Below are 24,971 nucleotides of genomic sequence, written 5' to 3' on the forward strand. Positions count from 1 at the left end.
GATCGTCGGGCGCAATCTTTCCTGGAATTTGCGTCAGGCCGCCTTGCGTCCGCTCAATTCGACAGGCCGCTCGCCGCCATAGGCCCAGTTGAGCAGCTTCACCGTATGCACCACCGGCAGTTTCGCTGCAGAACCGATCTGGGTGATGCAACCGATATTGCCGGTGGCCACCACTTCGGCGCCGGTGGCGGCGATGTTCTTGACCTTGCGCTCGAGCAGGCGGGCGGAGATCTCCGGCTGCAGGATGTTGTAGGTGCCGGCCGAGCCGCAGCACAGATGGCCCTCGCGCGGCTCCTTCACCACGAAACCGGCCCGTGCAAGCAGGTCCTTCGGCTGGCGCGTGATCTTCTGTCCATGCTGCATCGAGCAGGCCGAATGATAGGCCACGACCGTGCCCGGACTGCGCGGGGGTTCCGGCAGGTCGAGCGTGGTGAGATACTCGGTCACGTCCCTGGCCAGCGCCGACACTTTCGCTGCCTTTTCGGCATAGGCCGGGTCCAGCCGCAGCATGAAACCATAGTCCTTGATCGTGGTGCCGCAGCCGGAAGCCGTGATGACGATGGCATCCAGCCCCTCGCCATCGAGCTCACGCATCCAGGCATCGACATTGCGCCGGGCCGAGGCAAGTGCAGCTTCCTCGCGGCCCATGTGATGGACCAGCGCGCCGCAGCAGCCCTCGCCTTCAGGCATCACCACATCGATGCCAAGCCTGTTGAGCAGCGACACGGTCGCCTCGTTGATGCCAGGCTCCAGCACCTGCTGCGCGCAGCCGGTGAGCAATGCGACCCGCCCTCGCCTTTGCGCTTTCGCGGCGCTGCGCGCACCGGGTCTCGCCAATGCCGAAGCCGCCGGAACGCTGGCGGGCGCCAGCTTCAGCATCGCCGCCAACGGCTTCAGCGTTTTGCTTTTTTCGAAAAAGCTTGCGAACGGCCTGCCGAGACGCGCCAGCTTCAGTGCGGCTCGAAACCGCGCCGGATGCGGCAGCACGAAGGCGAGTACTGAGCGGATCAGGCGGTCGGCCAGCGGCCGCTTGTAGGTCTTCTCGATATGAGCGCGCGCGTGATCGACCAGATGCATGTAGTTCACGCCTGACGGGCAGGTCGTCATGCAGGCGAGGCAGGATAGGCAGCGATCGACATGGGTGACGATCTCCTTGTCGGCTGGACGGCCGTTCTCCAGCATGTCCTTGATCAGGTAGATGCGCCCGCGCGGACTGTCGAGCTCGTTGCCGAGCGTGACATAGGTCGGGCAAGTGGCGGTGCAGAAGCCGCAATGCACGCATTTGCGCAGGATCTTCTCCGATTCCGCGACATGCGGGTCGGCGAGTTGCTCGGCGGTAAACGAAGTCTGCATTGCTATGCCATCCGGCCGGGATTGAGGATCTGACTGGGGTCGAATTCAGCCTTGAGCCGATGAGCAAGCGCCGCCAACGCCGGTGGCTGCGGCTCGAACACCGGCACTGCGGCACGGACAGGAGGCGCCGCACGGACAAGCGTCGCATGACCGCCGCCAAAGTGCTTCACCGCCGCCCGCACCAACTGGTCCTCGGGCTCACCCATTTCCATGCTGAGCCAGATCAGGCCGCCCTGCCAGTCGTAGAACACCTCCACCGCCGACTGCATGCGCAGCGCCATCACCATGGCATGGCCGTCGGCGGGCGCCATCGACACGCGCCAGAGCGGCTTGTCGGAGCCGGCGAACGGCACGCAGTAGCGAACATCGCGCCAGATGGCTTCGGATGTCTCGCCGGCGATCTCCTGCAGCGGGCCCGCATGGCGCAACAGTTCCTTGAGCGCGCCGATGCGATAGGTCACCGAAGGGCCGAACCCTTCGACGCGCAGCAGGGTCGCCGCCTCGTTGCCCAGCATGCCGTCGGCGACACGCGCCGCGATACGCTCCGGCAGATGCGCCGCGCTCGACACTTCGGCACTTGAGCCGAGCGCCAGCGACATGGCGGCGGCGGCGTTGTCGTCGAGCAGACCGCGCACGGCCAGTGTCACCTCGGTCTCCGCGGCCGGCAAGACCTTGAAGGTGACATCGGTGAACACCGCAAGCGTCCCCCAAGAGCCCGCCATCGCCTTGGAAAGATCGTAACCGGTGACGTTCTTGACGACGCGACCGCCGGATTTGAACGCCTCGCCGCGCCCCGAAACGGCGTGGATACCGAGAATATGATCGCGGGCAGCCCCAGCCTTCAGCCGGCGCGGACCTGACAGATTAGCAGCAAGCACGCCGCCGATGGTTCCATTGCCGGGCTCCTGGCCGAGCAGCCGGGCATAGTCCATCGGCTCGAAGGCCAATTGCTGGCCGTTTTCGGCAAGCAGCTTCTCGATCTGCGCCAGCGGCGTTCCGGCACGCGCAGACAGCACCAGTTCCGCCGGCTCGTAGAGGGTCACGCCCGTGAGCTTCGAAAGATCGAGCGTATTTTCGGTCTGCAAGGGACGGCCGATGGCGCGCTTGGAGCCATGGCCAACGATCTCCAGCGGCGCCTCCTCGGCAACCGCCCATTGCACCGCGGAAAGGAGTTCGGCAGGCGAGGTTGGGGTGAAGGTGGTCATGCGACGATGGTTCCAGGATTTCTCGTGGCCAGACTCCGGAGCAAAGCGCGCGGCACGAAGACCCCCTCTCCGTCTCGGGCTGCGCCCGATCCACCTCTCCCCCATTTCATCGGGGCGAGGAACCCAAGCTGGAGAGGCGCCGGCGTTGCGACATCGATTCCTCGCCCCCGCAAAGCGGGGGAGAGGTGGATCGGGCGCAGCCCGAGACGGAGAGGGGGACGGTTCTCGTATGCGGTGAGCGGGAAATTCATCATCATTTCTCCCCTCCTCCAGGCCGTTCCACACGCGCGAGAACGAACTTGAGATCGGCACTGGTGATGTCGTCGGTGAGCCGGCCATCGAGAACAGCGAGAATGGTTTCACAAACTGCGCCGATGTTCTTCAGCGCATCGGCGCTCCAGAATCTGAGAACGGAATAGCCATTCGCCCGCATAAACTCGTCACGACGCGTATCGTAATCGTTGTCAACGTGTTGGCTGCCATCGAGTTCGATGACCAACTTTGCCTGGCGACAGACAAAGTCCGCATAGTAGGGCCCGAGGGGCACTTGCCTGCTGAACTTATGACCTCTGAGTTTCTTTGCTTTCAGTTCGTTCCAAAGGGTAGCTTCGGCGACATTTCCGCCATGCCGCAGCTCTCGAGCCCTTCCGATGTGGCTCGGAGAGCGGCGAGGTGGAATGTGTGAAGCCCCCCTCTCCATCTCGGGCTGCGCCCGAGCCACCTCTCCCCCGCTTTGCGGGTGCGAGGAACCCGAGTCCTGAGGGCCCGAGCGGGTCACAGCCGATGCTCCCGCAATTTCTCCAGCACCGCCTCGCCGCGCGGCGAGAGCCGGTAGCCGATCTCAAGGCTTTCCGTCAGGCCAAGCTCCTTCAGTCTGCGCACGTCCTGCTTAAACTTCAGCTTCTCGACACCGGCAGCCCGCGCGAGTTCGCCAGCCGGTTTGCCCGGATGGGCGCCGATAGCGCTCAGGATCGACGGGAAATAGCCCGGCTTCGCCTTGTCCCAGCGTGCGAAACGGGCCGTCAGATCGTGCCAGTCCCCTTCGGAAAGCTTGGCCTCGCCGCGCAGGGAAAGGCGCTGATCCGGCTCGATGCCATCCAGAACGATCCGATAAAGCGTGCGATCGCCATCCGAGCGTAGATCGGCCAGCAGCGCGGCGCGATCGGCAAAACCGGCGGCCTTCGCTTCGGCGTCGGTCAAGTCCTGCTCTTCGATCGGCTCGACCGCAGCGATGCGCACCATGCCGACCGCCGTGCGCAGACCGGTGCCGGCCTTCACCGTCGGCCGTCGCCAGCGCCGGAACGCCAGAGTGACGTCGCCACGCGCAACGGCCTCGAGGATGGCCTGCCTGAACAGCATCCTCAAAACCTCGGAATGTCGGGAAAGGCGACCTGGCCGCGATGTACATGCATGCGGCCGAGCTCGGCGCAGCGGCGCAGTTGCGGAAACACCTTGCCGGGATTGAGCAGATGGTTGGGATCGAAAGCGCATTTCACCCGCATCTGCTGGTCGAGATCGGCTTCGTTGAACATCTCCGGCATCAGGTCGCGCTTCTCGACGCCGACGCCATGCTCACCGGTCAGCACGCCGCCAACTTCGACGCAAAGCCGCAGGATGTCGGCGCCGAACTTCTCGGCTTTGTCCAGTTCGCCGGGCACGTTGGCATCGTAGAGGATGAGCGGATGCAGATTGCCGTCGCCGGCATGGAAGACGTTGGCGACGCGCAGGCCATAGGTTTGCGAAAGGTCGCGCATGCCCGCTAGCACGCGCGGCAGTTCCTTGCGCGGAATGGTACCATCCATGCAGTAATAATCCGGTGAGATGCGCCCGACCGCCGGGAAGGCAGCCTTGCGGCCGGCCCAGAAGCGCAGGCGCTCTTCCTCGGAATTCGAAATGATGCAGGTGGTCGAGCCATTGTTGATGGCGATCGCTTCGACGGCGCCGATCAGGTGATCGACCTCGACTGCAGGTCCATCCAGTTCAACGATCAGCAGTGCCTCGCATTCCAGCGGATAGCCGGCCTGCACGAAATCCTCGGCAGCGTGGATCGCCGGCCGGTCCATCATCTCCATTCCGCCGGGGATGATGCCCGCGCCGATGATATCAGCAACGCATTGGCCACCCTGCTCGCTGGTGGGGAAGCCGATCAGCAGCGCGCGTGCCGTCTCCGGTTTCTTCAGGATGCGCACGGTGACTTCGGTGACGACACCGAGAAGCCCCTCCGAACCGGTCATCAGGCCAAGCAGATCATAACCTTCAGCGTCGAGATGCTTGCCGCCAAGCCGCACCACCTCGCCATTCATCAGCACCATTTCGATGCCCAGCACATTGTTGGCGGTGAGTCCGTATTTCAGGCAGTGCACGCCGCCGGAATTCTCCGCGACATTGCCGCCGATCGAGCAGGCGATCTGCGAGGAAGGATCCGGTGCGTAATAGAAACCCTCCTGCTCCACCGCATGGGTGATGCCGAGATTGGTGACGCCCGGCTGCGCGGTGACGGTACGGTTGGGATAATCGATGCCGAGGATGCGGTTGAAGCGGCTCATCACCAGCAGAACCGCATCTTCCAGCGGCAAGGCGCCGCCGGACAGCGAAGTGCCGGCGCCACGCGGCACGACGCGGATGTTGCGGTCGTTGCAATATTTCAGCACCCGAGACACCTGCGCCACCGTCTCCGGCAAAACCACGACGAGAGGGAGCTGGCGATAGGCGGTCAGCCCGTCACTTTCAAAGGCCCGCATCTCGTTGACGGTTTCGACGACGCCTTCGCCCGGCACGATCGACCTGAGATCCGCGACGATGGTGGCCCGCCGCCCAAGCGTCGCCTCATCCGGCTTCGGCATGGCAAGACCGGACATGATGTCTCCCTGCGCTTAGAGAACACTTACTGGTAAAAGCTTTTTACCAATTCGGCACAATGCATGCAAATGGTGCTTTCGGCCAAAGCTGACGTGCTCAAGCGCATCTCTTTCCACGCGTCAATCTGACGCTGGCAGCCAGGATCGATGATTACAAATTATTCGCCCGCGTGGCTTGCGGGTTCGCCATGCAGGCGTTGCACCCGGCGCACGCCCCACCAGACCAGCAGGACCGCAACCGGCACGGACGCAGCCGTGACCACTTCCGGCGCAAAGGCATGGCCGAAGAGGGAAGCGCCCTTGGCGAGATAGCCGATCAGCCCGACGACGTAATAGGACACTGCAGCCACCGACAGGCCTTCCACGGTTTGCTGCAGGCGCAGCTGCAGGCGGGCACGGTTGTTCATAGAGGCAAGCAGATCGCGGTTCTGTCTTTCAACCTCGACATCGACCCAGGTACGCAGCAGCGTGGTGGCGCGCGTCAGCTTGCGCGATAGGTTGGCCTGCCGTTCCTCGACCGAGCGGCAAGTGCGCATGGCCGGCGCGACGCGACGCTGCAGGAAGCCGCCCCAGGTGTCGTAGCCCGGCACCACCTCTTCATCCAGAGCCTCCAGGCGCTCGCTGACGATGCCGTCATAGGCGCGGCTGGCGCCGAAGCGGTAGAGACTGGATGCGGCATCCGCTTCCAGTTCGGCGGCGAGTTCGGTGAGATCGGCGAGCAAGGTCTGGCTGTCGCGGGTTTCCGCAGCCTTCATCTCGCGCGTGATGACGGCGAGTTTGTCTTCGATGCGGCGCACCCGCGCCGACAATGACTGCGCCAGCGGCAAGCCGAGCATGGCCAGCGTCCGATAGGTTTCGATATCGAGCAGGCGCTGCGACAGCGCGCCGGTGCTGGCCGGCGTTAATGCACGGTTGAGCACCAGGATGCGGGTCAGCCCATCGCCGTCCTGTCGGAAATCGGCGACGATGGCGGCAGCACCCCGCTCCACCAGCGAAAAGCACAGGCTGGTGGGGTCGAAACTGTCGAGCAGCTTCTCGTTGGCGGCGGTCCATTTGCGGATCTCCAGCCGAATGCCGGAAATCACCGTTCCGGGCGGCGAGAAGCCGTTGCCGAACGGCGTGTCCTCATGAACGCGTCCGCTCTCATCGAGCGGCCCTTCCCACAGATAGGTCGAGAACTCGGTATGGCGCTCCCAGCGCAGCGAGCCCTTGCCCCATTTCATGGCATGGAGGCGCGCCTGGCTGCCGGGGGCGGCGATGCCCAGGCGCCGGGAAAGTTCGGACAGCACAGCGTGGTCGACGCTGGCACCACCCTCGGTCATGAAGGAGAGCTGGATCAGGACTCGCGGCGTCTCGACCAGCGGGTGAGGACGGGCATGCACTTCGCCGAGTGCGCTCGGACGCCCTTCATGCGCGGGAAAACCCAGCACGCTGCCGATGGCGCGCGGCCGGAATTCGAGATTGGACTGGTCGTCCGACACGGCAGTTCCCCCAAGGTTCTGAACCCTGTCTTTCTCCAAGCTCTAGGAGCAATCCCAAGCCGTGACAATGGAAACCGGCGCCTTGACCGCAACCACAGCTTTTTGCCATGCACCTGCGCGAGTGCGGCAAATTGGACAGATTAATTGACCAGTTGCCAGGATTGCCGCTATTCTAGGCGATATAGCATTTTCTCGGGCACTTCCTTGAGCGACATCTTTTCCCGCATCGATCATTCGCGCACCGCCGACGAGGTGGTGGCTCAGATCGAGGCCTTGATCCTGGAAGGCGTGCTGCGTCCAGGCGACAGGCTGCCGGGCGAACGCGACCTTGCCCGCCAGTTCGAAGTGTCGCGGCCGATCCTGCGCGACGCGCTGAAGGCGCTGGAGACACGCGGCCTGCTACAGACCCGGCATGGCGGCGGCACCCATGTCGCCGACGTCATCGGCCAGGTGTTCTCCAAGCCGGTGATGGAGCTGATCTCCACTCACCGTAAAGCTGCCTCCGACTATCTGGAATACCGCCGCGAAATCGAGGGGGTCGCCGCCGAATATGCGGCCCGGCGCGCCACGCCGGACGACCTCGCCTTGCTCGACAGCATCATGGCTCGCATGGACGAGGCGCACCGCACGGGCGATTTCCAGCACGAAGCCGACATCGACGTCGAATTCCACAATGCCGTCGGTGAATGTGCGCACAACATCATCCTCTTGCACACGCTGCGTTCCTGCTACCGCCTGCTCTCGGAAGGCGTGTTCCAGAACCGGCTGCTGGTCTTCACCTTGCCCGGCGCGCGCGACGAACTGTTGGCCCAGCACCGTGCCATCCATGCAGCGGTCAAGTCCGGCAACCCGGCGGCAGCGCGCAAGGCGGCGATGGATCACATCACCTATGTCGAACGCTCCATGGTGGAAGCCGAACGCACCGGCGACTGGCAACGCGTGTCGCGGCTTCGACTGAAACAACGTGGCGGGGATCAGGCCCCCGGCCGCAAACGCAACGAAACGGGCGCGGCGGCGCCCGAAAGCGGGAAGGCGAAATGAGCATGCTTCTTACCATCGACGATCTCAAGCAGCAGGCTCGCCGGCGTGTGCCCAAGATGTTCTTCGACTATGCCGATTCCGGCGCCTGGACGGAGAGCACCTACCGCGCCAACGAAGAAGACTTCGGCAAGATCAAGCTGCGTCAGCGCGTACTGGTCGACATGGACAACCGCTCGCTGGCCTCGACCATGATCGGCGAGGATGTCTCGATGCCGGTGGCACTGGCGCCGACCGGCTCGACCGGCATGCAGCACGCCGACGGCGAGATGCTGGCGGCGCAGGCGGCGGAGGAGTTCGGCGTGCCGTTCACGCTGTCGACCATGAGCATCTGCTCGATCGAGGACGTCGCCTCGGTGACGAAGAAGCCGTTCTGGTTCCAGCTCTATGTGATGCGCGACAAGGACTTCGTGCTCAACCTCATCGACCGCGCCAAGGCGGCCAAATGTTCGGCACTGGTGTTGACGCTCGACCTGCAGATCCTGGCGCAGCGGCACAAGGATGTGCGCAACGGGCTGTCGGCTCCCCCGAAGCTGACCTTGCCGAACCTGATCGACATGGCGATCCGCCCCGGTTGGTGTTTCGGCATGCTCGGCACCAAGCGCCGTACCTTCCGCAACATCGTCGGCCATGCAAAGGGCGTCGGCGACCTCGCTTCGCTGTCGTCCTGGACGAACGAGCAGTTCGATCCGCGCCTGTCGTGGGACGACGTGGAATGGATCCGGCAGCGCTGGGGCGGCAAGCTCATCCTGAAGGGCATCCTGGACAAGGAAGATGCGGCACTGGCAGCCAAGACGGGCGCGGACGCCATCATCATCTCCAACCATGGCGGCCGCCAGCTCGACGGCGCGCCCTCCTCCATCGCAGTGCTGGAACAGATCGTCGACACCGTGGGCGACAAAATAGAAGTCCATATGGATGGCGGCATCCGCTCAGGCCAGGATGTCTTGAAGGCTTTGTGTCTCGGCGCCAAGGGCACCTATATCGGTCGGCCATTCCTCTACGGACTTGGCGCGGCCGGCAAAAAAGGCGTCACGCTGGCACTGGAGATCATCCGCAAGGAGCTCGACCTGACGCTGGCCCTGTGCGGCAAGCGCGATATCAAGGATGTCGGCAAGGATATGCTTTACCGCTAGCGCGCTTCCGCTATCTTCAAACCACCGAACCGAACGCTATCTTGCTGCTTTGGCGCATCCTGGTCCGAATATCTCTGATCAGCAGTGGCCTCCCGGACGCCGATTTGCTAGGGTTTCGACGGACAATGGAAACATGCTGATGGGGCGAATCGAGTTCGTGTTCCGTAAACTGGCTTGGATGGCCAACTCGGGCTCGCCACATCACGAAGCGCGGTTTGAAAAGGCGCAGGCCTTCTTGAAACCAAAGACCAAAAAAGGTCGTGAACGCCGCGATGCATTCTTCGAAAAATACCGCGGCCAAGTCCGCGGCAGCGCGCTCGTGCTCGTAGATGACGAAGGCAACCGGAACGTCATCTAACGAAGCGTCACAAAGCCTCCCGCCCAAGATTAGTTATCTCCCTTTTACCGCATCCTTGTCCAAAAGTTCCGCGACTTTTCGCTTCGCTGACCTTCGGTTCGGGATCATAGTTCAGCACTCCCGAACCGATCTGAAAGCAGCTTCTCCTTTGACCGACGGCATCCATTTTATCGACGCCCACGCGCCGGACGGCATGCGCCTTTACGCCATCGGCGACGTGCATGGCCGCCTCGACCTGCTTTCCGGTATGCACAGAACCATCGCGGCCGAGATCGAGCACGACAAACCCGCCGACTGGCGCATCATTCATCTCGGTGACTATGTCGACCGCGGCCCGGATTCGAAAGGCGTCATCGATTTCCTGATTGCCGCGCAACAGCGCGATGCGCGCATCATCGCGCTGGCCGGCAATCATGATATCGGCTTCCGCGACTTCCTCGCGATGCCAGCGGCCGACGGGCTGTTCGCGCGCTATGGCGGCCGCGAGACCGCGCTGTCCTACGGTGTGGCGATCGACTTCGCCGACCCGGTCTCGGTCGAGCAAGGCTGGAAAAATCTGGTCAGCGCCGTACCGTCCGCGCAGAAACAGTTCCTGCACGACCTGCCCTATTCGGTTTCGTTCGGTGATTTCTTCTTTTGCCATGCTGGCGTCCGACCCGGCATTCCGCTGGAACGGCAGTCGCATGACGACCTGATCTGGGTCCGCACCATCTTCCACGATCATCCGGGACTCTATGAGAAGGTGATCGTGCACGGCCATACACCGCAGGTGGAGGCCGAGCTCTTGCCGAATCGCGTCAATGTCGACACGGGCGCCTTCCAGAGCGGCCGGCTGACCGCATTGGTCGTCGATGGTGCCGACAAGCGTATCCTGACGGAGACGGTGTAGGCTTAGAGTGGGCCTCCTCGCCTTCCTTGCCCCATCTCTTGAGTGATCGCGCATCGCGAGGCCTCCCCTTCTCCCTCTGAGGGAGAGGGGAACCCTTGCCGCATCGCCCGGCGCAGCTTTTCGAAAACATGGTCCTTGGCCTTGCCGATAGCCGCTTCCAGATCACCACCCAGGGCGAGCCCGGCAGCGGTGGCGCTGGCGAGCATGCAGCCGGTGCCGCGCAAGCGGGCATCGAGACGTGGCGCCTCGAAGCGGGACGGCTTCGCGCCAATGCGTAGAAAAAGGTCGACCGAACGATCGCCTTCGGCATGCCCCCCCTTGACCAGCAAGGCCGGCGCGCCGCCTTCCAACAGCGGTCCGGCCTGATCGATGATGCCGGCTTCGTCCACCGCGGCCGGTTTGCCGCTCAACAGCGCCAGTTCCGGCAAATTGGGCGTGACGAGCGTGCAGAGCGGCATCAAGCGACGCTTGAGGACCTCGACTGCATCCATCGCCAGCAGGGCGCGACCTGACGTCGAGGCGAGGACCGGATCGAGCACCACCGGCAACGGCAAGCGGCTGGCCAGAACGGAGGCGACGGCATTTATGGCATCTGAAGTGCCCAGCATGCCGATCTTGACCGCGGCGATCGCGTTGGAGGCAAAAGCAGCCCGCATCTGCGCGGCGATCAGATCGGCTGGCATCTGCTCGACCCGTTCGACCGCGTCATGGGTTTGTACGGTGACAGCAGTGACCGCGAGACAGGCACGCAGGCCGAAGGCCGCGACCGTTTCGACATCACGCGCGATGCCGGCGCCACCGCTGGAGTCCGAACCGGCGACGATCAGGACCTGCCTGTCAGGCATCATCGCCATTGTGCGGTTGCCGCCAGCCATTCGCGGGTGCGGGCTTCCGGCTCGGCATTACGGGTGATGTCAGTGACGACGGCGGCGCTGTCGGCGCCTTGGGCGAAGACACCCGGGATACGCTCGACGGTCAATCCGCCGATGGCGACAAGCGGCGTATCACCAGCCCGGCGCTTCCATTCGGCGATGCGGTCGAGGCCTTGCGGCGCCCATTTCATGGCCTTCAGGATGGTCGGATAGACCGGCCCCAGCGCGACATAATCGGGCTCCGCCGCCAGTGCGGTTTCCAGCTCGAGGTGGTCATGCGTGCTCAACCCCAGCCTCAGCCCGCCCCGGCGGATGGCCTCAAGATCGGCCTCGGCCAGGTCCTCCTGGCCGAGATGGACGAAATCGCAGCCCTCATCGATGGCGAGCCGCCAATAGTCGTTTATGATGAGCTGGCAGCCGTGGCGTTCGCATGTTGCCCTGGCGGCACGGATATGGGCGCGCAAGACTTCATCCGGCGTATTCTTGACGCGCAACTGCACCAGCTTCACGCCAAGCGGCACCAACCGCTCGATCGAAGCAGCGGAATCGACGATCAAGTAGAACGGATCAAGTTTCATGAGAAGGCTGCCATGCCGATGACGGGGGTGGAGGGAACGGCCATGTCGCGCGGTTCGAGCGGACCGGCCAGAAAGGCCTCCCGCCCGGCCTTGACCGCCTTGGCAAAAGCGCCAGCCATGGCAACCGGATCACCGGATTTGGCGACGGCGGTGTTGAGCAGTACTGCGTCGTAACCGAGCTCCATCACGGCGGCCGCGTGCGACGGCCGGCCGATACCGGCATCGACGATCAACGGTACGTCGGGGAAATGACCGCGCAGCGAGCGCAGCGCATCGGCATTCTGCGGTCCACGTGCCGAGCCGATCGGCGCACACCACGGCATCAGCAATTTGCAACCGGCTTCCAGCAGCCGCTCAGCCACGACCAGATCGTCGGTGGTGTAGGGAAACACCTCGAAGCCGTCCTCGCTCAGGATGCGAGCGGCCTCGACAAGGCCGAAGACGTCCGGCTGCAAGGTGTCGTGATTGCCGATGACTTCCAGCTTGATCCAGTTGGTGGCAAAGACCTCGCGCGCCATCTGCGCCGTGGTGACAGCCTCCTTCACCGAATGGCAGCCGGCAGTGTTGGGCAGAACGCGCACGCCGATCGACTGGATCAGCGACCAGAACTGTCCACCCGTCTTGCCGCCAGCAGTCTCGCGGCGGAGCGACACCGTGACGATCTCGCTCCGCGCTGCCTTGATCGCATCGGCCATGATCGCCGGCGACGGATAAAGCGCTGTGCCCAGCAGCAGGCGCGAGGAGAATGTTTGCCCGTAGAGTTCGAGCATAACGTCACCCTCCCTTCATCGGAGACAGTATTTCGATGCGGTCGCCGTCGGCGATGCGGCAGGTGTCGCGCTCCCTGGCCGGCACCACCTCGCCGTTGAGCGCGGTCGCCAGCCAGCCGCCCTCGTAGTCAAGTTCAACGAGAAGCGCCGCCAGGGTGGCAGCGCCGACCTCGCGGCTTTCGCCGTTAATGATGAGCCGCATCGGCAAGCTCCCTTTGCGAATTGAAGATCATGTCGGCCGCCTGCCGCGCCATTGCCGGCGCCAGCAGGAAACCGTGGCGGTAGAGACCATTGATGCTGATCCGGTTCGCCTCGCGGCCGATGCGCGGCAGGTTGTCGGCAAAAGCAGGGCGCACGCCGACGCCTGCTTCGACGATCTCGGCCTCGCCGAAAGCCGGATGCAGCGCATAGGCGGCCCCGAGCAGTTCCATCATCGAACGCGCGGTGACCGGCTCGTTGGCGTCGCTTTCGATCATCGTCGCACCGACCATGAACAGGTGGTCGGCACGCGGCACGACATAGACCGGAAAGCGCGGATGCAGCAGCCGGACAGGCCGCGCCAGCGAGACATCCGGCGCGTGCAGCAAGAGCATTTCGCCGCGCACGCCACGCAGGCCGGGGACGCTTGCCTCGACGCCGGTGCAGTCGGCCTCGATGTCGACCGTTTCCGGCACACGCACGGCGCCGTAGCCGAACTCGAAACGCACGCCCATGCCGACCAGTCTGTCCTTGAGGGCGAGCAAGGCGCGGCGCGGATCGAGATGCGCCTCATTCGCGAAAAACAGCCCGCGACGGAATCTGCCTGCAAGGTCCGGTTCGAGCGCGGCGATCGCCTCTTCGCCGATTGCCGTAAACCCCGTCGTGCGCCGCGCGAAACGGTCGAGCTCGCTCGTATCCCGCGCCGGCGCCACCACCAGCGTGCCGGTGCGCACGACATGGCCCGGCAGCACGGTCTCCCACCAGTCAAGCGCGAGGCGACCCAATGTGACGACCGCCTCTTCCGCGCTTTCGCGCTCGCACCACGGCGCCAGCATGCCGCCGGCAGCCCAGGAGGCGCTGCCGGCAAGGCGATGCCGCTTTTCGATGACGGTGACATCGGCGCCGCGCGACGCCAGTTCGAAGGCCAGCGTCAGCCCGGCGACGCCGGCTCCCTTGACCAGGGCCTTCATGGCTGCTCCGCCCCCGCCTCCGTTCTCTCGACGGAAGCGGCCACGTCGACGGTGTCGACGGAATCGAGAGGCAGATAGAGATCGCCGCCGACGCGGAACTTTTCTGCCATCGCCGCCATGCCCTCTTTCTGCGCCTCGGCACGGATATCGTGCGAGATGCGCATGGAGCAGAATTTCGGCCCGCACATGGAGCAGAAATGCGCCACCTTGTGCGCTTCCTTGGGCAAGGTCTCGTCGTGGAAGGAGCGCGCGGTTTCCGGGTCGAGCGAGAGGTTGAACTGGTCCTCCCAACGGAACTCGAAACGCGCCCGCGACAGCGCATCGTCACGCACCTTGGCAGCCGGATGCCCCTTGGCGAGGTCGGCGGCATGGGCGGCGATCTTGTAGGTTATGACGCCGACCTTGACGTCGTTGCGGTCGGGCAGGCCGAGATGCTCCTTCGGCGTGACGTAGCAGAGCATCGCCGTGCCGAACCAGCCGATCATGGCGGCGCCAATGCCGCTGGTGATGTGGTCGTAGCCCGGCGCGATATCCGTGGTGAGCGGCCCAAGCGTGTAGAACGGCGCCTCACCGCAGACAGCGAGCTGCTTGTCCATGTTCTCCTTGATCTTGTGCATCGGCACATGGCCGGGGCCTTCGATCATCACCTGGCAATCCTTGGCCCAGGCGATCTGCGTCAACTCGCCCAGCGTCTCCAGTTCGGCGAACTGCGCGGCGTCGTTGGCGTCGGCGATCGAGCCGGGGCGCAAGCCGTCACCCAGCGAGAACGACACGTCATAGGCGCGGCAGATGTCGCAGATCTCCTCGAAATGCTCATAGAGGAAGCTTTCCTTGTGGTGGTAGAGGCACCACTTAGCCATGATGGAGCCGCCGCGGCTGACGATGCCGGTAACACGATCGACGGTGAGCGGGATGTAGGGCAGCCGCACGCCGGCGTGGATGGTGAAATAATCGACGCCCTGCTCCGCCTGCTCGATCAGCGTGTCGCGGAACACTTCCCAGGTGAGGTCCTCGGCAACGCCGCCGACCTTTTCCAGCGCCTGGTAGAGCGGCACGGTGCCGATCGGCACCGGCGAATTGCGCAGGATCCAGTCGCGGATGTTGTGGATGTTGCGGCCGGTGGAAAGGTCCATCACCGTATCGGCGCCCCAGCGAGTCGCCCAGACCATCTTTTCAACCTCTTCCGCCATCGACGAGGTGACAGCCGAGTTGCCGATATTGGCGTTGATCTTCACCAGGAAATTGCGGCCGATGATCATCGGCTCGGCTTCCGGGTGGTTGATGTTGGCCGGGATGATGGCGCGGCCGCGCGCCACCTCGTCGCGCACGAATTCCGGCGTGACATAGTCGGGAACCGACGCGCCGAAGCTCTCGCCGTCGCGCGGCAATTTGGTATGTATCGCCTGGCGACCGAGGTTCTCGCGGATGGCGATGAACTCCATTTCCGGCGTGATGATGCCGGCGCGGGCATAAGCGAGCTGGGTGACGGCGCGCCCGTCCTTTGCCCGGAACGGCTGGTTGCGCACCGGGAATTCCGGCGTCAGCCGCTCGCCGGAGACGAAGCCATTGTCCTCAGGCTTGACCAGCCGGCCTTCGTAGCGCTCGACATCGCCGCGCGCGACGACCCATTCCTCGCGCAGGCGGGGGAGGCCGCGCTCGATATTGGTTTGCACGTTGGTGTCGGTGTAGGGGCCGGAAGAATCATAGACCGTGACCGGCGGCTCGCCGGCGGTCGGATGAACGGAGATCTCCCGCATCGGCACGCGCAGGCCGGGGTGGATCACACCCGGTTTGTAGACCTTGCGCGATGCCGGCAATTCGCCAACGGTGACGGTCGGGGTGTGGATATTCATGAGCGAGCCTCCTTCGCGAGAAGACCCAGTCCGCGCATGAGGAGGAAGCGACGCTTCGCTGAATGGAATACGGACTTTCTTGTCCGAAAACCGAAGCCGAAAGATGCCGGCCCGCGAAGTGTTCCACCGTCCCTACGCCAGTATGAACTGGATCAGGTTCAACGGGTCACTGCGCGTTTCAGCAGTATCTCAGCCCCTTGTCGGGACCCCCCTGGTGAGCCTCAAGGGTGAACGACAAGCGGGCGTTCTGTCAACAGGGGTTTCCGTGCGTCCTTCGAGCTTGCTTCGCTCAGACTTCAGCATGAGGGCGATCGTGCAAAACTCTTCATCGTGAAACGCCGAGGAATGGTGGGATTTTTGGTGCGTCCTTCGAGGCTCGCCCGCAAAGGACGACACTGTGCTTTCAGTTGACGTGCGGGCGAGCACCTCAGGATAAGGATTGCTGTGCAAAGCCCTTAATTCTGAAACGCCGAAGATGGAGATGTCCCGGCGCCGACGTCCCTTCATCCTGAAACGCCGAGGATGGAGGCGGGTCGGCACCCGCGTCCCTCATCCTGAGGTGCTCGCGCAGCGAGCCTCGAAGGACGCACCTCCGTGCAACCGATATCCCTTGCACGACGCGGAGCGTTGAGCAGGGAACTACCGGAGCGTGATTGCGAAGGTCAGTGCGAGGCGGAGACCACGCCATAGCCGTCGACGGCGTTGTGGTTGTTGGCCGCATCGGCTGCGTAGATGCCGAGGCCGCACACGACGATGGCGGACAGCATGAAGAAGGACAGAAGCGCTGCTTTCACGGAGGTCATCTCAAATTGAGCCTTCTGTATTGTCCTGCAGGGGATCGGTTACGAATGTGTTGAAACGCACATTTCGTGGCGTTGTTTCCGCACATTCACGTGTCTGGACGATGCTTGTTTCGGCTTGTGTGACGCTTGTGCCACAGTGGGGCACCAGTGCCGGCAAACCAGCCGCCGCCTTCTAGGAAATCGACCTGACACAGGCCAAGCGCGAAATGCGCCATCCACAGCGGAATCCGGCCGGCGTGCCAAATTTGCCACGGGGACGTAACGGAAGCTCCAGCGTGGCTGTCGACCGCGCGCGAATGTACAGGGCGCTCTACTTCCACTACCTTCGCGCCAACACCTTCAAACTGGCAATGATCTCCGTCGCTTAAGGAACACATGGCTATCGATCACCACACGACAATACCGTTCTGGACCTGGGCCGCGCCGGCGGTCGCGCTCGTTCTGGTTGCCCTGAAATATCTCGGGCTGGTTTCGGACGATTCGACCCCTGTCATCATCCTTGCCTCCATCGCCCTCGGCGCCTCGGTGTTCGCATCCGTGCACCATGCGGAAATTCTTGCGCTCAGGGTCGGCGAACCGATGGGATCGATCATCCTGGCGGCTGCGGTGACGATCCTGGAGGTCGGCCTGATCGTATCCATCATGCTTGCCGGCTCGGAGGGAAGCGATTCCGTGGCCCGCGACACGGTTTTTTCGGCATTGATGATCGTGCTGAACTGCGTGATCGGACTTTGCCTGGTTCTTGGTGGCCGGCGGCATCATGAGCAACTTTTCCAGCTCAATGCGGCATCCGCCTCGCTTGCCGTGCTCGGAACACTGGCGATCAGCGTGCTGGTGCTGCCGAATTTCGTCTCGGCAGGCGGGCCGCAGCAGTTCTCGCCGGTCCAGCTGCTGGTGGTCAGCGCGGTGTTGCTGGTTCTCTACGCGGTCTTCGTCTTCGTCCAGACGATCAAGCACCGCGACTATTTCATGGACGTTCCCGTTGAGGGACAGGATCCCGACGAGGCCCCTCTCGAACCACCTGCCCCCAAGGTGACGTTGGTGAGTGCGGTAATGCTCCCGGCTTCACTGCTCGTCGTCATCCTGTTGGCGAAGGTGCTGTCGCACCCGCTCGAGACCCTTGTTGCGGCCGCAGGTCTTCCCCAAGCGGTGGTCGGTGTCGTGATCGCAACGCTGGTGCTGTTGCCCGAAGGCATCGCCTCGGTTCGCGCTGCCCTTTTGAACCGGCTGCAAAACAGTGTGAACCTGGTGCTTGGTTCAGCGCTGGCCAGCATCGGCATGACGATCCCCGTCGTCGCTGCGGTCGCCGTCCTGACGGGCCGTAAGCTCACCCTGGGCCTCAGTCCGGCAACGACGGTTCTGCTGCTGCTGACGCTGTTCGTCAGCACGATCACCCTGGGAACCGGACGCACCACCGTGCTGCAAGGCATGGTGCATCTCGGCATCTTCGTGATCTTCCTGTTGATTACGGCGGTGCCGTAGATCGGGCGCTGGGATCAACGGCTGTGGAACGATCGGTGGAGTTGTCGCACTTCTTCCGCAAGCTCGGGAACGGGACCGTCGACAGCGATACCCTCGACAACGCTTTCGATCGGCAAGGCACGAACCCGGGAAGGAGTGACTCCAAGCTCGCCAAGCCAGCTGGTGAGCTGACTGGTTGAACTGGCATAGACGATGCAGCCCAACCCGACCCAGCCGTGGGCCGCGGAGCACATAGGGCAATGCTCGCCCGACGTGTAGACCGTCGCGGCAGCACGCTCGTCGGCGGTCATGTTGTTGGCGGCCCAGCGGGCGATCGCAAACTCGGGATGCTGGGTAAGATCACCGCCCGCGACATGGTTGTGATCTTCGAACAGCACTTCGCCCTCGCCCGACACCAGGATCGAGCCGAAAGGTTCATCGCCTGCATCCAAGGCAGCTTTTGCCAAATCCACGCAGCGGCGCAGGTGTTTGAGGTCAATGTCGTTCATCGTGTCATCCATTCTCATGGAACGATTCGCCGGCCGAGCATGCGACATGTCGGCATGCTCAACCTGGGGACAACTCTAGCCGGGCTGCGGCTTGCCTGCCACTCACCTTCCGATCGTAGCGACCCACGCCCTGGCGATGGCCAAACCGGACTGATCGGCCAGCGCAGCATTGCGAGCCGCTTCGGCGGGAAGCCGCTCCGGCCAATCAGGCCAGCGTGCTGTCACCGTGTCGGCAAAGGCGGTTGTCCAATAGTCGACCACGGCGCGGTCGGCCTCAAAATGGAACTGGAAAGCATAGACGGCGCGGCCGAGACGGAAGGCCTGGTTTTCGGCCACCGCGCTCGAGGCCAAGCGTACCGCGCTGGGCGGCAGGGTGAAGGTATCATCGTGCCATTGGAAGATCGGAAAAGCCACCGGCATGGCGCTGAGAACCGCGTCTGTCTTTGCCTCTTCGGTCAGGGTCACGCCGTGCCAGCCGAATTCGGATGCGCCCCCAACCTGATTGATCCCGCCAAAGGCGCGCGCCAGAAGCTGGCTGCCGAGGCAAATGCCGAGCACCGAGCGATCCTTGTGAGCGAAGTCGCGGATGAGGTCGAGCAATTCGGGGAAATAGGGATGGCTGTCGTCGGCGAGCGCATTCTGGCCGCCGCCGAACAGCACCAGAGCGTCATGTTCGCTGGCATCTTTCGGCAACCGATCGCCGAGATAGGCCTTGCGGACATCGATCTCGGCGTTGGCTTCGGCAAGTGCCGCTCCGACATTGCCGAGGTCGGTACCCTGGTAATTCTCGACGACAAGAACCCGCATGACCATCCTGACATGAATTGCGCTGGTGGTTGCGTATCATGCCAGCAAAGCAGCGGCCAAGCGCCGGTGCAGGACAGGAAACGGAAAAAGCCTATGCCACTGCAGAATCGGGTCGATCCATACGGCGCCATCCACGCCGTGCCTGAACGCGGACTGTTCACCGGCAATCGCGGCATTATCCACGACCCGGAGACGAAGACGCTGCTCAAGAAGCGCTGGGCACTGCCGGCCTGGATCATCTGCGTCTGCGACTATCAGGGCCGCAGGCGCGAACCGATGGGGCGCAACCGGCAAGTCGACGGAAAGGGAGGCGGCAAAGCCGGCTGGACGGAGCTGTTCTTCCTCGACCAACCGACCGCGCTTGCCGCCGGCCACCGGCCCTGCTTTTTCTGCCAGCGCGCGCGGGCGAGCGAATTCCTCCGCTGTTTTGGCAAGGCCTTCGGCATCGCCGAGCCGCGCGCGCCGCAACTGGACGCAAGGCTGCACAAGGAGCGTTTCGCGTCGGCCCGGAAACCCTTGCCGCCGATCCCGGCCGAGGAGATCGCGCGGCTGCCGGATGGCGCGATGGTGGATATCGGCGGCAAGCCTTTTGCCCTGCGGGACGGCGGGCTGCTGGGCTGGAGCTTTGCCGGCTACGACAGGCCGGTCAGCATGAGCGCGGCAACCAGGGGCGGCGCGTCAGTCGCGCTGATCACCCCTCCAACAGCGGTTGCCGCGCTCGCCGCCGGCTTTACGCCGGTTTGGCATGCGAGCGCGGGAAACGGATGAGACCTGCGCGAACTGCTCCCTGCCCTGCCCCGCTGCATGATGGAGAGCGCAGGCACTACAGGGAGCCGACAGCGCGGAGCGCTACGCCCGCGCGATGCCCCCATCGCGTCTTGGCGCAGTTCCCGCCCTGCCGGCCTCTCGAACCGACGCGGTCCGCATCGGGGGGAGGAATGCAAATCAGCTGTTCTTGCCGACGTGGCGCCAGACCAGCGGAAGCGCCGCCGACGCCAAAGAGAGCTTCAACAGGTCGCCGAGCAGGAATGGGGTCAGCCCCCATGCCAGCACCGGCTTGTCCCAGCCGACGAGCGCGCCGAGCCAGAGCAGGCCGGGCAGATAGATCGCGACGGTGCCGGCCAGCATCGCCAGCGCGGTGAGCGCAACGCTGCGATCCCAGCCGCGTTCGGCCAGCCAGCCGCAGATGGCGGCGGCAGGCAGATAGCCCAGCAGATAGCCGCCGGTCGGCCCCATCATATAGGCAAGGCCGATGCCCTTTTCCGGTGTGCCGGCGAAGACCGGCAAACCTGCGGCGCCCTCGGCGAGATAGAGCAGGACGGTGGCAAGCCCGAGCCGCCAGCCGAGCGCTGTGCCGATGGCGAGCACCGCGAAAGTCTGCATGGTCAGCGGCACGGGATAGAAGGGAAGCTGGACCTTTGCCGATGCCCAAAGCAGGAGCGAACCGGCAAAGACGACGGCGGCCTTTTGCAACAGCGACGTCTCGCCGACGAAACGCTGCAGCAATGTGGAGATGCCAGCCTGGGAAGCCATGGGACCTGTCCTTTCTCGTTTTTGAGTTCTCGGTAGAGCCTCGGCCCCTGACAGGGCGCGAGGCCTGGATGTCACGCGGCGGTGAGGAACCACTCGCGCTTGGCGCTGTTCAGGCCAAGCGCGTAGATGCAAAAACCGACGACCGCGGTGGCCGGCGCCGATAGCTCCGTGTAGGCGCCACCCCACAGGTGAAGGGCGATGCCGACGGCCGCCGCCGCGAACCAGGCGATGATGCCGAGTGGATTGAAAGCCGGCACGTGGCTCGAACGGTATTCGATCGTGCTGCCGACAAGCTGCTCGTAGCGGCTGGAGAAGATGTGGGCCATGGCAACCGCCACCCAGGCAACGACGAAGATGCCTTGATAGGCGAGCGCCTGCAGCAGGTAACTGAACACGTCGATCAGCATCAGCAGATAGACGATCGCGCCGACCACGATGGCCCAGCCGATACGGCCGAAAGGCGGCTTGCCGAACAGCTGCACCAGCGCCTCCAGATTGACGGCTGCAAGGTAATAGTTCGCCGTATTGATGCGGGTCTGCGTGACCCAGACGAAGAGCAGGCCGCCGATGCCCATGATCTTCAGAAGCGCCAGCAGCACAGAGACTTCGGTGACGGTGCCGAGGTCCGGCACCGTGCCGACCATGAACATGCCGAACAGGCCGCTGACCAGGAACACCATGACATAGAACGGCATGCCGAAGTTGAAATAGGCGTGATAGCCGGCATCTTCCTGGCGGCCGAAACGGGCGTAGTCGAAGGTGAACATCGTCAGCACCCACACGCCCATGTAGTACACGAAGCAGGACAGCCAGCCCAATGCCGGCTCGCCGCCTGCAGGTCCGAGATTGAGCCACTTGTCACTGTAGCCATACTGGCTGATCGCCAGCACAACCGCGAGCACGAGGCCCAGTATGTAGAACGGCAGCAGCACGCCGTTGAATTTGTCGAGCCATGTCTGGATGCTGCCGAAGATCAGCGGCACCGAATAAAGCACGACGATCAGGGCAGCGATCGGATAGGAGATCGACGGAAAGATGTTGTTGATGCCGACCGCGATCACCGATCCCTCGAAGACGGCGTAGTAGATGGCGGTAGCGCAGAAGATCAATGTCGCGAGGCCAGCCCCGACATTGCCGAACAGAACGCGTGAGAACAGGGCGACGGACAGCCCGGTCTTGATGGCGAACCTGCTCAACACCGCGTTGATGAGCCCATAGGCGACCACCGACAGCACCATGCCGATGATCGCGTTCCAGGTGCCGAAGCCAAGCGCCAGCGCGGCGCCGACCACGATGTAGAAGACGGCGCTGCAGACGGCCCACCATGCCATGGTCAACGCCATCTTCGGCATGCGGGCATTGGGTGGTACGGCAATGTTCGAATAGTCCAGTGTGTCGGCTTCATCAGCCGCTAGTTTTCCAGCCATGATATTCCCCTTCTCTTTTTTGGTTATGACTGACGACTTGTCTGGCTCGCCGCCTCCTTGTTCGACGCAATTGCGGACGGAAAACCGAATTGCTTCAGGCCAGCGCCTCCCTCATCCGATTGAGCAGCTCCGCCCTATCGGCGCGTGCGCGCAATGCCTCGGCCATGTCGACCTTGACGAAGGTCGTGGGCGTGTTGGGCTGCATCTGCCCGATCAGGTCCATGTCGGCGGAAATCACCGTGCCGAGCATGAAGTAGCCGCCGCCGGACACCGCATCCCGATGCAGGATGATCGGCTCGCTGCCGCTCGGCACCTGGATGGAGCCGTAGGGGTAGCAGCTGTCGACGATGTTGGAGGGATCGGAGCCGGCGCCGAAGGGCGGCTCGCGGTCGACGAACCGCAGGGGCCGGCCGCCCTTGAAACGATAGCCCATGCGGTCGGCTTCGGAAGCGACCTTCCATTGGTCTTCGAAGAAACCGGCCAGCGACTCTTCCTGCAACCTGTGCGCATAGAGGCCCGGCAGCACGCGCAGTTCTGCCGGCGCAGCGGACGGCCGCCGCAACCCTTCCGGCAAGGTCCTGCCTTCCTTCGTCAAGCCGGGCTGCCCGACGGGCAGTTCGTCGCCCTTGGCGATCGCCCTGCCCTTGAATCCGCCCAACGCACCGATGACATAGGTCGAACGGCTGCCGAGCGCTTCCGGTACATCGATGCCTCCTGCGATCGCCACATAGATGCGCGCGCCCTTCTTGAGGAACCCGAAGCTCAGCCTACCGCCGGCCCTGACCTTGAGCGCAGTCCAGGATGGCTGCTCGACGCCGTCTATCCTGATCGGCATTTCCGCACCGGTAACCGCAATCGTCGCATCGTCGCGGAATTCGAGTTCAGGCCCCATGAACACAGCTTCGAGGCATGCCGCGCCTTCATCGTTGCCGACCAGAAGGTTGGCGGCACGCAGCGCCATGCGGTCCAGTGCCCCGCCAACCGGGATGCCGAGATGAAAATAGCCGGGCCGGCCGAGGTCCTGGACCGTGGTGGCAAGGCCCGGATTAATGACGCTAACCACCATGGACCTCGCCCTCCAGCTTGGCGTTGTAACCGTCAATGTCCTTGCGGAATTCGCGCAGGTCGAAGGTGACGTCGCGCATGATGGGCACGAAGCGCCCGGCCTCCACATCGCCTTCGATGCCGTCATGCTCGTCCCGGCCGATCGGACGGAACTTCACGATGTCGCCTGGGCGGAAGAACACCATGAAGTCCCTGAGATAACTGGTCTTTTGCTCGGGATCGAAAATCGGCATCGGCGTGATGCCGAACATCTGGTAGCCGCCGGCGCCGCGCACCGAATAGATGCAGGAGAAACAGCCGCCATGGCCGACGGTCAGCTTTGGCGTGTCGGTGCGCGGACGCAGATATTTCGGCACCTGAAGCTGCCGCGGCCGATCGACCATCTGGTACATAAACGGAAGGCCGGCGACGAAGCCGACCATCGAGACGAACCATGGCGCACCGCTATGGGCAGAGATGAAATCGCCGACACCACCGAGATTGTTGATGCGCGCGGCATATTCGAGATCTGTCGCCTGGGGATCCTGATGCCGTTCGCGGAAACGCATCAGCGTCTCGTGGGTCCATGGGTCCTCGTAGAAGACGGGAATCTCGACGACGCGCGTGTTGATCACCGGCTCGGCCTTCGTCGTAGCCTTCTCGATCGCCTGGATCTCGGCCAGGATGTCGTCCGGCTTTATGACATCCGGATCGAACTTGATCTGGAAGGATGCGTTGGCCGGGCAGATCTCGGTGACGCCACGGATACGGCTATCACGGATGGCGCTGGTCATGGACAGGCTCTTGAAGAACGCTTCCAAGGACATGCTCTCATCGCATTCGACGAAGAGATGCTCGTCGCCGCCGAACGAGTAGCGGTTGCTCATTGCGCAGCCTCCTTCGCACTGTCGTCCTGCATCGGCACCTGGAACTTCGTTTCCAGCCACCCCTCGAGGAAACGAGTGTGGAATGCGCCGGCCACGACATCAGCATCGCCAGCCAGGGCCGCATGCAGCGGAATGGTGGTCGGAATGCCCTCGATCTTCAGCGATTGCAGCGAGGCACGAAGTTTGGCCAGGCAATCGCTGCGGTCGGTGCCATGCACCACAAGCTTGCCCAGCAGCGAGTCGTAGAAAGGTGGCACGGAATAGCCGTCGAAGAGCATCGTGTCGAAGCGCACCCCCTCGCCGTCGGGCACAGCCAGCTTCGAGACCACACCCGGCCAGGGCATGAAGTTCCTGGCGGGATCCTCGGCATTGATGCGGCACTCGATGGCGTGGCCGAGGATAGAGACATCTTCCTGCCGGACCGATAGCGGCTCGCCGCCTGCTATGCGCAGCATTTCCTGCACCAGGTCGACACCAGTGATCATCTCCGTGACCGGATGCTCGACCTGGATGCGGGTGTTCACCTCAAGGAAGTAGAACGCCTGACTGGCCTCGTCATAGAGATATTCCACCGTGCCGGCACCGCTGTAGCCGACTGAACGCGCCAGGGCGACGGCGCTGTCGCAGAGCTTCCGGCGCACGGTTGCGGGCAGACCGACCGCGGGCGCCTCTTCCCAGACCTTCTGGCGGCGGCGCTGCAACGAACATTCACGCTCGAAGCAGTGCACGAAATTTTTGCCGTCGCCGAGGATCTGCACCTCGACGTGGCGCGCCGCCAGCACGGCCTTTTCAATGTACAGCCCACCATCGCCGAAAGCCGCGGCGGCTTCGGCCGAGGCCTGCGGAAACTGACGCGTGAATTCGTCGAGGTCGGCGGCGACGCGAATGCCGCGCCCGCCGCCGCCCGCGGCGGCCTGGATCCGCCCCGGGACACCGCGGG

Annotated in this window: 26 protein-coding genes and 1 riboswitch; of the genes, 6 read left to right on the forward strand and 20 right to left on the reverse strand. The window is 63.6% G+C overall.

Annotation, left to right across the window (positions count from 1 at the left end):
* Window positions 1–33: 33 nt before the first annotated feature.
* The 6 genes from glcF to L4923_RS10665 all read right to left on the reverse strand — a co-directional run bounded on the left by glcF (window position 34) and on the right by L4923_RS10665 (window position 6,897).
* Complete coding sequence (gene glcF / locus L4923_RS10640; RefSeq protein ID WP_239364609.1) at window positions 34–1,353, reverse strand: glycolate oxidase subunit GlcF; 1,320 nt, start codon at window positions 1,351–1,353, stop codon at window positions 34–36.
* Between the two features lie 2 nt (window positions 1,354–1,355).
* On the reverse strand, window positions 1,356–2,558 hold the full coding sequence (gene glcE / locus L4923_RS10645) for a glycolate oxidase subunit GlcE (RefSeq protein ID WP_239364612.1): 1,203 nt from the start codon (window positions 2,556–2,558) through the stop codon (window positions 1,356–1,358).
* Window positions 2,559–2,811: 253 nt separating this feature from the next.
* On the reverse strand, window positions 2,812–3,258 hold the full coding sequence (locus L4923_RS10650) for an endonuclease domain-containing protein (RefSeq protein ID WP_239364663.1): 447 nt from the start codon (window positions 3,256–3,258) through the stop codon (window positions 2,812–2,814).
* Between the two features lie 74 nt (window positions 3,259–3,332).
* Window positions 3,333–3,917 (reverse strand): ASCH domain-containing protein, encoded by a 585-nt coding sequence (locus tag L4923_RS10655; protein WP_239364614.1) that lies wholly within the window; start codon window positions 3,915–3,917, stop codon window positions 3,333–3,335.
* Between the two features lie 2 nt (window positions 3,918–3,919).
* Window positions 3,920–5,416 carry an FAD-linked oxidase C-terminal domain-containing protein gene (locus L4923_RS10660; RefSeq protein WP_239364616.1) on the reverse strand — a complete coding sequence of 499 codons (1,497 nt, stop codon included), beginning with the start codon at window positions 5,414–5,416 and terminating at the stop codon, window positions 3,920–3,922.
* 158 nt (window positions 5,417–5,574) lie between these two features.
* Window positions 5,575–6,897 (reverse strand): DUF3422 family protein, encoded by a 1,323-nt coding sequence (locus L4923_RS10665; RefSeq protein ID WP_239364617.1) that lies wholly within the window; start codon window positions 6,895–6,897, stop codon window positions 5,575–5,577.
* A gap of 204 nt (window positions 6,898–7,101) precedes the next feature.
* Here L4923_RS10665 and L4923_RS10670 point away from each other — a divergent pair, with 204 nt between their 5' ends.
* From L4923_RS10670 to L4923_RS10685, 4 genes are all read left to right on the forward strand, one after another.
* Entirely contained in the window at window positions 7,102–7,938 is an 837-nt protein-coding gene (locus tag L4923_RS10670; RefSeq protein ID WP_239364618.1) for an FCD domain-containing protein, read from the forward strand.
* Complete coding sequence (locus L4923_RS10675) at window positions 7,935–9,071, forward strand: alpha-hydroxy acid oxidase (RefSeq protein WP_239364619.1); 1,137 nt, start codon at window positions 7,935–7,937, stop codon at window positions 9,069–9,071. The genes L4923_RS10670 and L4923_RS10675 overlap by 4 nt, the downstream gene beginning before the upstream one ends.
* A 139-nt stretch (window positions 9,072–9,210) precedes the next feature.
* Complete coding sequence (locus tag L4923_RS10680) at window positions 9,211–9,429, forward strand: hypothetical protein (RefSeq protein ID WP_239364620.1); 219 nt, start codon at window positions 9,211–9,213, stop codon at window positions 9,427–9,429.
* A gap of 193 nt (window positions 9,430–9,622) precedes the next feature.
* Window positions 9,623–10,318, forward strand: a complete 696-nt coding sequence (locus tag L4923_RS10685) for a metallophosphoesterase (RefSeq protein ID WP_239364665.1) — start codon at window positions 9,623–9,625, stop codon at window positions 10,316–10,318.
* 2 nt (window positions 10,319–10,320) lie between these two features.
* Here L4923_RS10685 and L4923_RS10690 read toward each other — a convergent pair whose 3' ends face one another.
* The 7 genes from L4923_RS10690 to L4923_RS10720 all read right to left on the reverse strand — a co-directional run bounded on the left by L4923_RS10690 (window position 10,321) and on the right by L4923_RS10720 (window position 16,363).
* A complete protein-coding gene (locus L4923_RS10690; protein WP_239364621.1) occupies window positions 10,321–11,172 on the reverse strand; it encodes a hydroxymethylpyrimidine/phosphomethylpyrimidine kinase in 852 nt (283 codons plus the stop codon).
* Window positions 11,163–11,768, reverse strand: coding sequence for a thiamine phosphate synthase (locus L4923_RS10695; protein WP_239364622.1), 606 nt, complete (start codon window positions 11,766–11,768; stop codon window positions 11,163–11,165). The genes L4923_RS10690 and L4923_RS10695 overlap by 10 nt, the downstream gene beginning before the upstream one ends.
* Entirely contained in the window at window positions 11,765–12,538 is a 774-nt protein-coding gene (locus tag L4923_RS10700) for a thiazole synthase (RefSeq protein ID WP_239364623.1), read from the reverse strand. Before L4923_RS10700 ends, L4923_RS10695 begins: the two co-directional genes overlap by 4 nt.
* Before the next feature lie 4 nt (window positions 12,539–12,542).
* Window positions 12,543–12,740, reverse strand: a complete 198-nt coding sequence (thiS, locus tag L4923_RS10705; protein WP_239364625.1) for a sulfur carrier protein ThiS — start codon at window positions 12,738–12,740, stop codon at window positions 12,543–12,545.
* A complete protein-coding gene (thiO, locus tag L4923_RS10710) occupies window positions 12,724–13,707 on the reverse strand; it encodes a glycine oxidase ThiO (protein WP_239364627.1) in 984 nt (327 codons plus the stop codon). The genes thiS and thiO overlap by 17 nt, the downstream gene beginning before the upstream one ends.
* Window positions 13,704–15,560, reverse strand: a complete 1,857-nt coding sequence (thiC, locus tag L4923_RS10715; RefSeq protein WP_239364630.1) for a phosphomethylpyrimidine synthase ThiC — start codon at window positions 15,558–15,560, stop codon at window positions 13,704–13,706. Before thiC ends, thiO begins: the two co-directional genes overlap by 4 nt.
* 111 nt (window positions 15,561–15,671) lie before the next feature.
* Window positions 15,672–15,783: riboswitch (TPP riboswitch) on the reverse strand.
* Between the two features lie 439 nt (window positions 15,784–16,222).
* Entirely contained in the window at window positions 16,223–16,363 is a 141-nt protein-coding gene (locus tag L4923_RS10720) for a hypothetical protein (RefSeq protein ID WP_239364633.1), read from the reverse strand.
* 375 nt (window positions 16,364–16,738) lie between these two features.
* Here L4923_RS10720 and L4923_RS10725 point away from each other — a divergent pair, with 375 nt between their 5' ends.
* Window positions 16,739–17,845: a calcium:cation antiporter gene (locus tag L4923_RS10725; protein WP_239364636.1), complete on the forward strand. Its 1,107-nt coding sequence runs from the start codon at window positions 16,739–16,741 to the stop codon at window positions 17,843–17,845.
* A 14-nt stretch (window positions 17,846–17,859) separates the two neighbouring features.
* Here L4923_RS10725 and L4923_RS10730 read toward each other — a convergent pair whose 3' ends face one another.
* Together L4923_RS10730 and L4923_RS10735 are read right to left on the reverse strand one after the other, a co-directional pair.
* Window positions 17,860–18,333 carry a nucleoside deaminase gene (locus tag L4923_RS10730; RefSeq protein ID WP_239364639.1) on the reverse strand — a complete coding sequence of 158 codons (474 nt, stop codon included), beginning with the start codon at window positions 18,331–18,333 and terminating at the stop codon, window positions 17,860–17,862.
* A 102-nt stretch (window positions 18,334–18,435) separates the two neighbouring features.
* A complete protein-coding gene (locus L4923_RS10735) occupies window positions 18,436–19,140 on the reverse strand; it encodes a type 1 glutamine amidotransferase (protein ID WP_239364642.1) in 705 nt (234 codons plus the stop codon).
* A gap of 93 nt (window positions 19,141–19,233) precedes the next feature.
* Between L4923_RS10735 and L4923_RS10740 the strand changes: the two genes are divergently transcribed.
* Complete coding sequence (locus L4923_RS10740) at window positions 19,234–19,908, forward strand: hypothetical protein (protein WP_239364644.1); 675 nt, start codon at window positions 19,234–19,236, stop codon at window positions 19,906–19,908.
* Between the two features lie 177 nt (window positions 19,909–20,085).
* Here L4923_RS10740 and L4923_RS10745 read toward each other — a convergent pair whose 3' ends face one another.
* From L4923_RS10745 to L4923_RS10765, 5 genes are all read right to left on the reverse strand, one after another.
* The gene (locus L4923_RS10745) at window positions 20,086–20,673 is read right to left on the reverse strand and encodes a biotin transporter BioY (protein WP_239364645.1); all 588 of its coding nucleotides are present in this window, start codon (window positions 20,671–20,673) and stop codon (window positions 20,086–20,088) included.
* A gap of 71 nt (window positions 20,674–20,744) precedes the next feature.
* On the reverse strand, window positions 20,745–22,100 hold the full coding sequence (locus L4923_RS10750) for a purine-cytosine permease family protein (RefSeq protein WP_239364647.1): 1,356 nt from the start codon (window positions 22,098–22,100) through the stop codon (window positions 20,745–20,747).
* A 94-nt stretch (window positions 22,101–22,194) separates the two neighbouring features.
* Window positions 22,195–23,166 (reverse strand): 5-oxoprolinase subunit C family protein, encoded by a 972-nt coding sequence (locus L4923_RS10755; protein ID WP_239364649.1) that lies wholly within the window; start codon window positions 23,164–23,166, stop codon window positions 22,195–22,197.
* On the reverse strand, window positions 23,156–24,031 hold the full coding sequence (locus L4923_RS10760) for a 5-oxoprolinase subunit B family protein (RefSeq protein ID WP_239364651.1): 876 nt from the start codon (window positions 24,029–24,031) through the stop codon (window positions 23,156–23,158). Before L4923_RS10760 ends, L4923_RS10755 begins: the two co-directional genes overlap by 11 nt.
* Window positions 24,028–24,971: ATP-binding protein (locus L4923_RS10765; protein WP_486389242.1), on the reverse strand; the 944-nt coding region annotated here is incomplete at its 5' end. The genes L4923_RS10765 and L4923_RS10760, both read right to left, overlap by 4 nt.

Origin of the sequence: Terribium retamae, assembly GCF_022347545.1 — a bacterium.
Taxonomy (GTDB): domain Bacteria; phylum Pseudomonadota; class Alphaproteobacteria; order Rhizobiales; family Rhizobiaceae; genus Mesorhizobium; species Mesorhizobium retamae.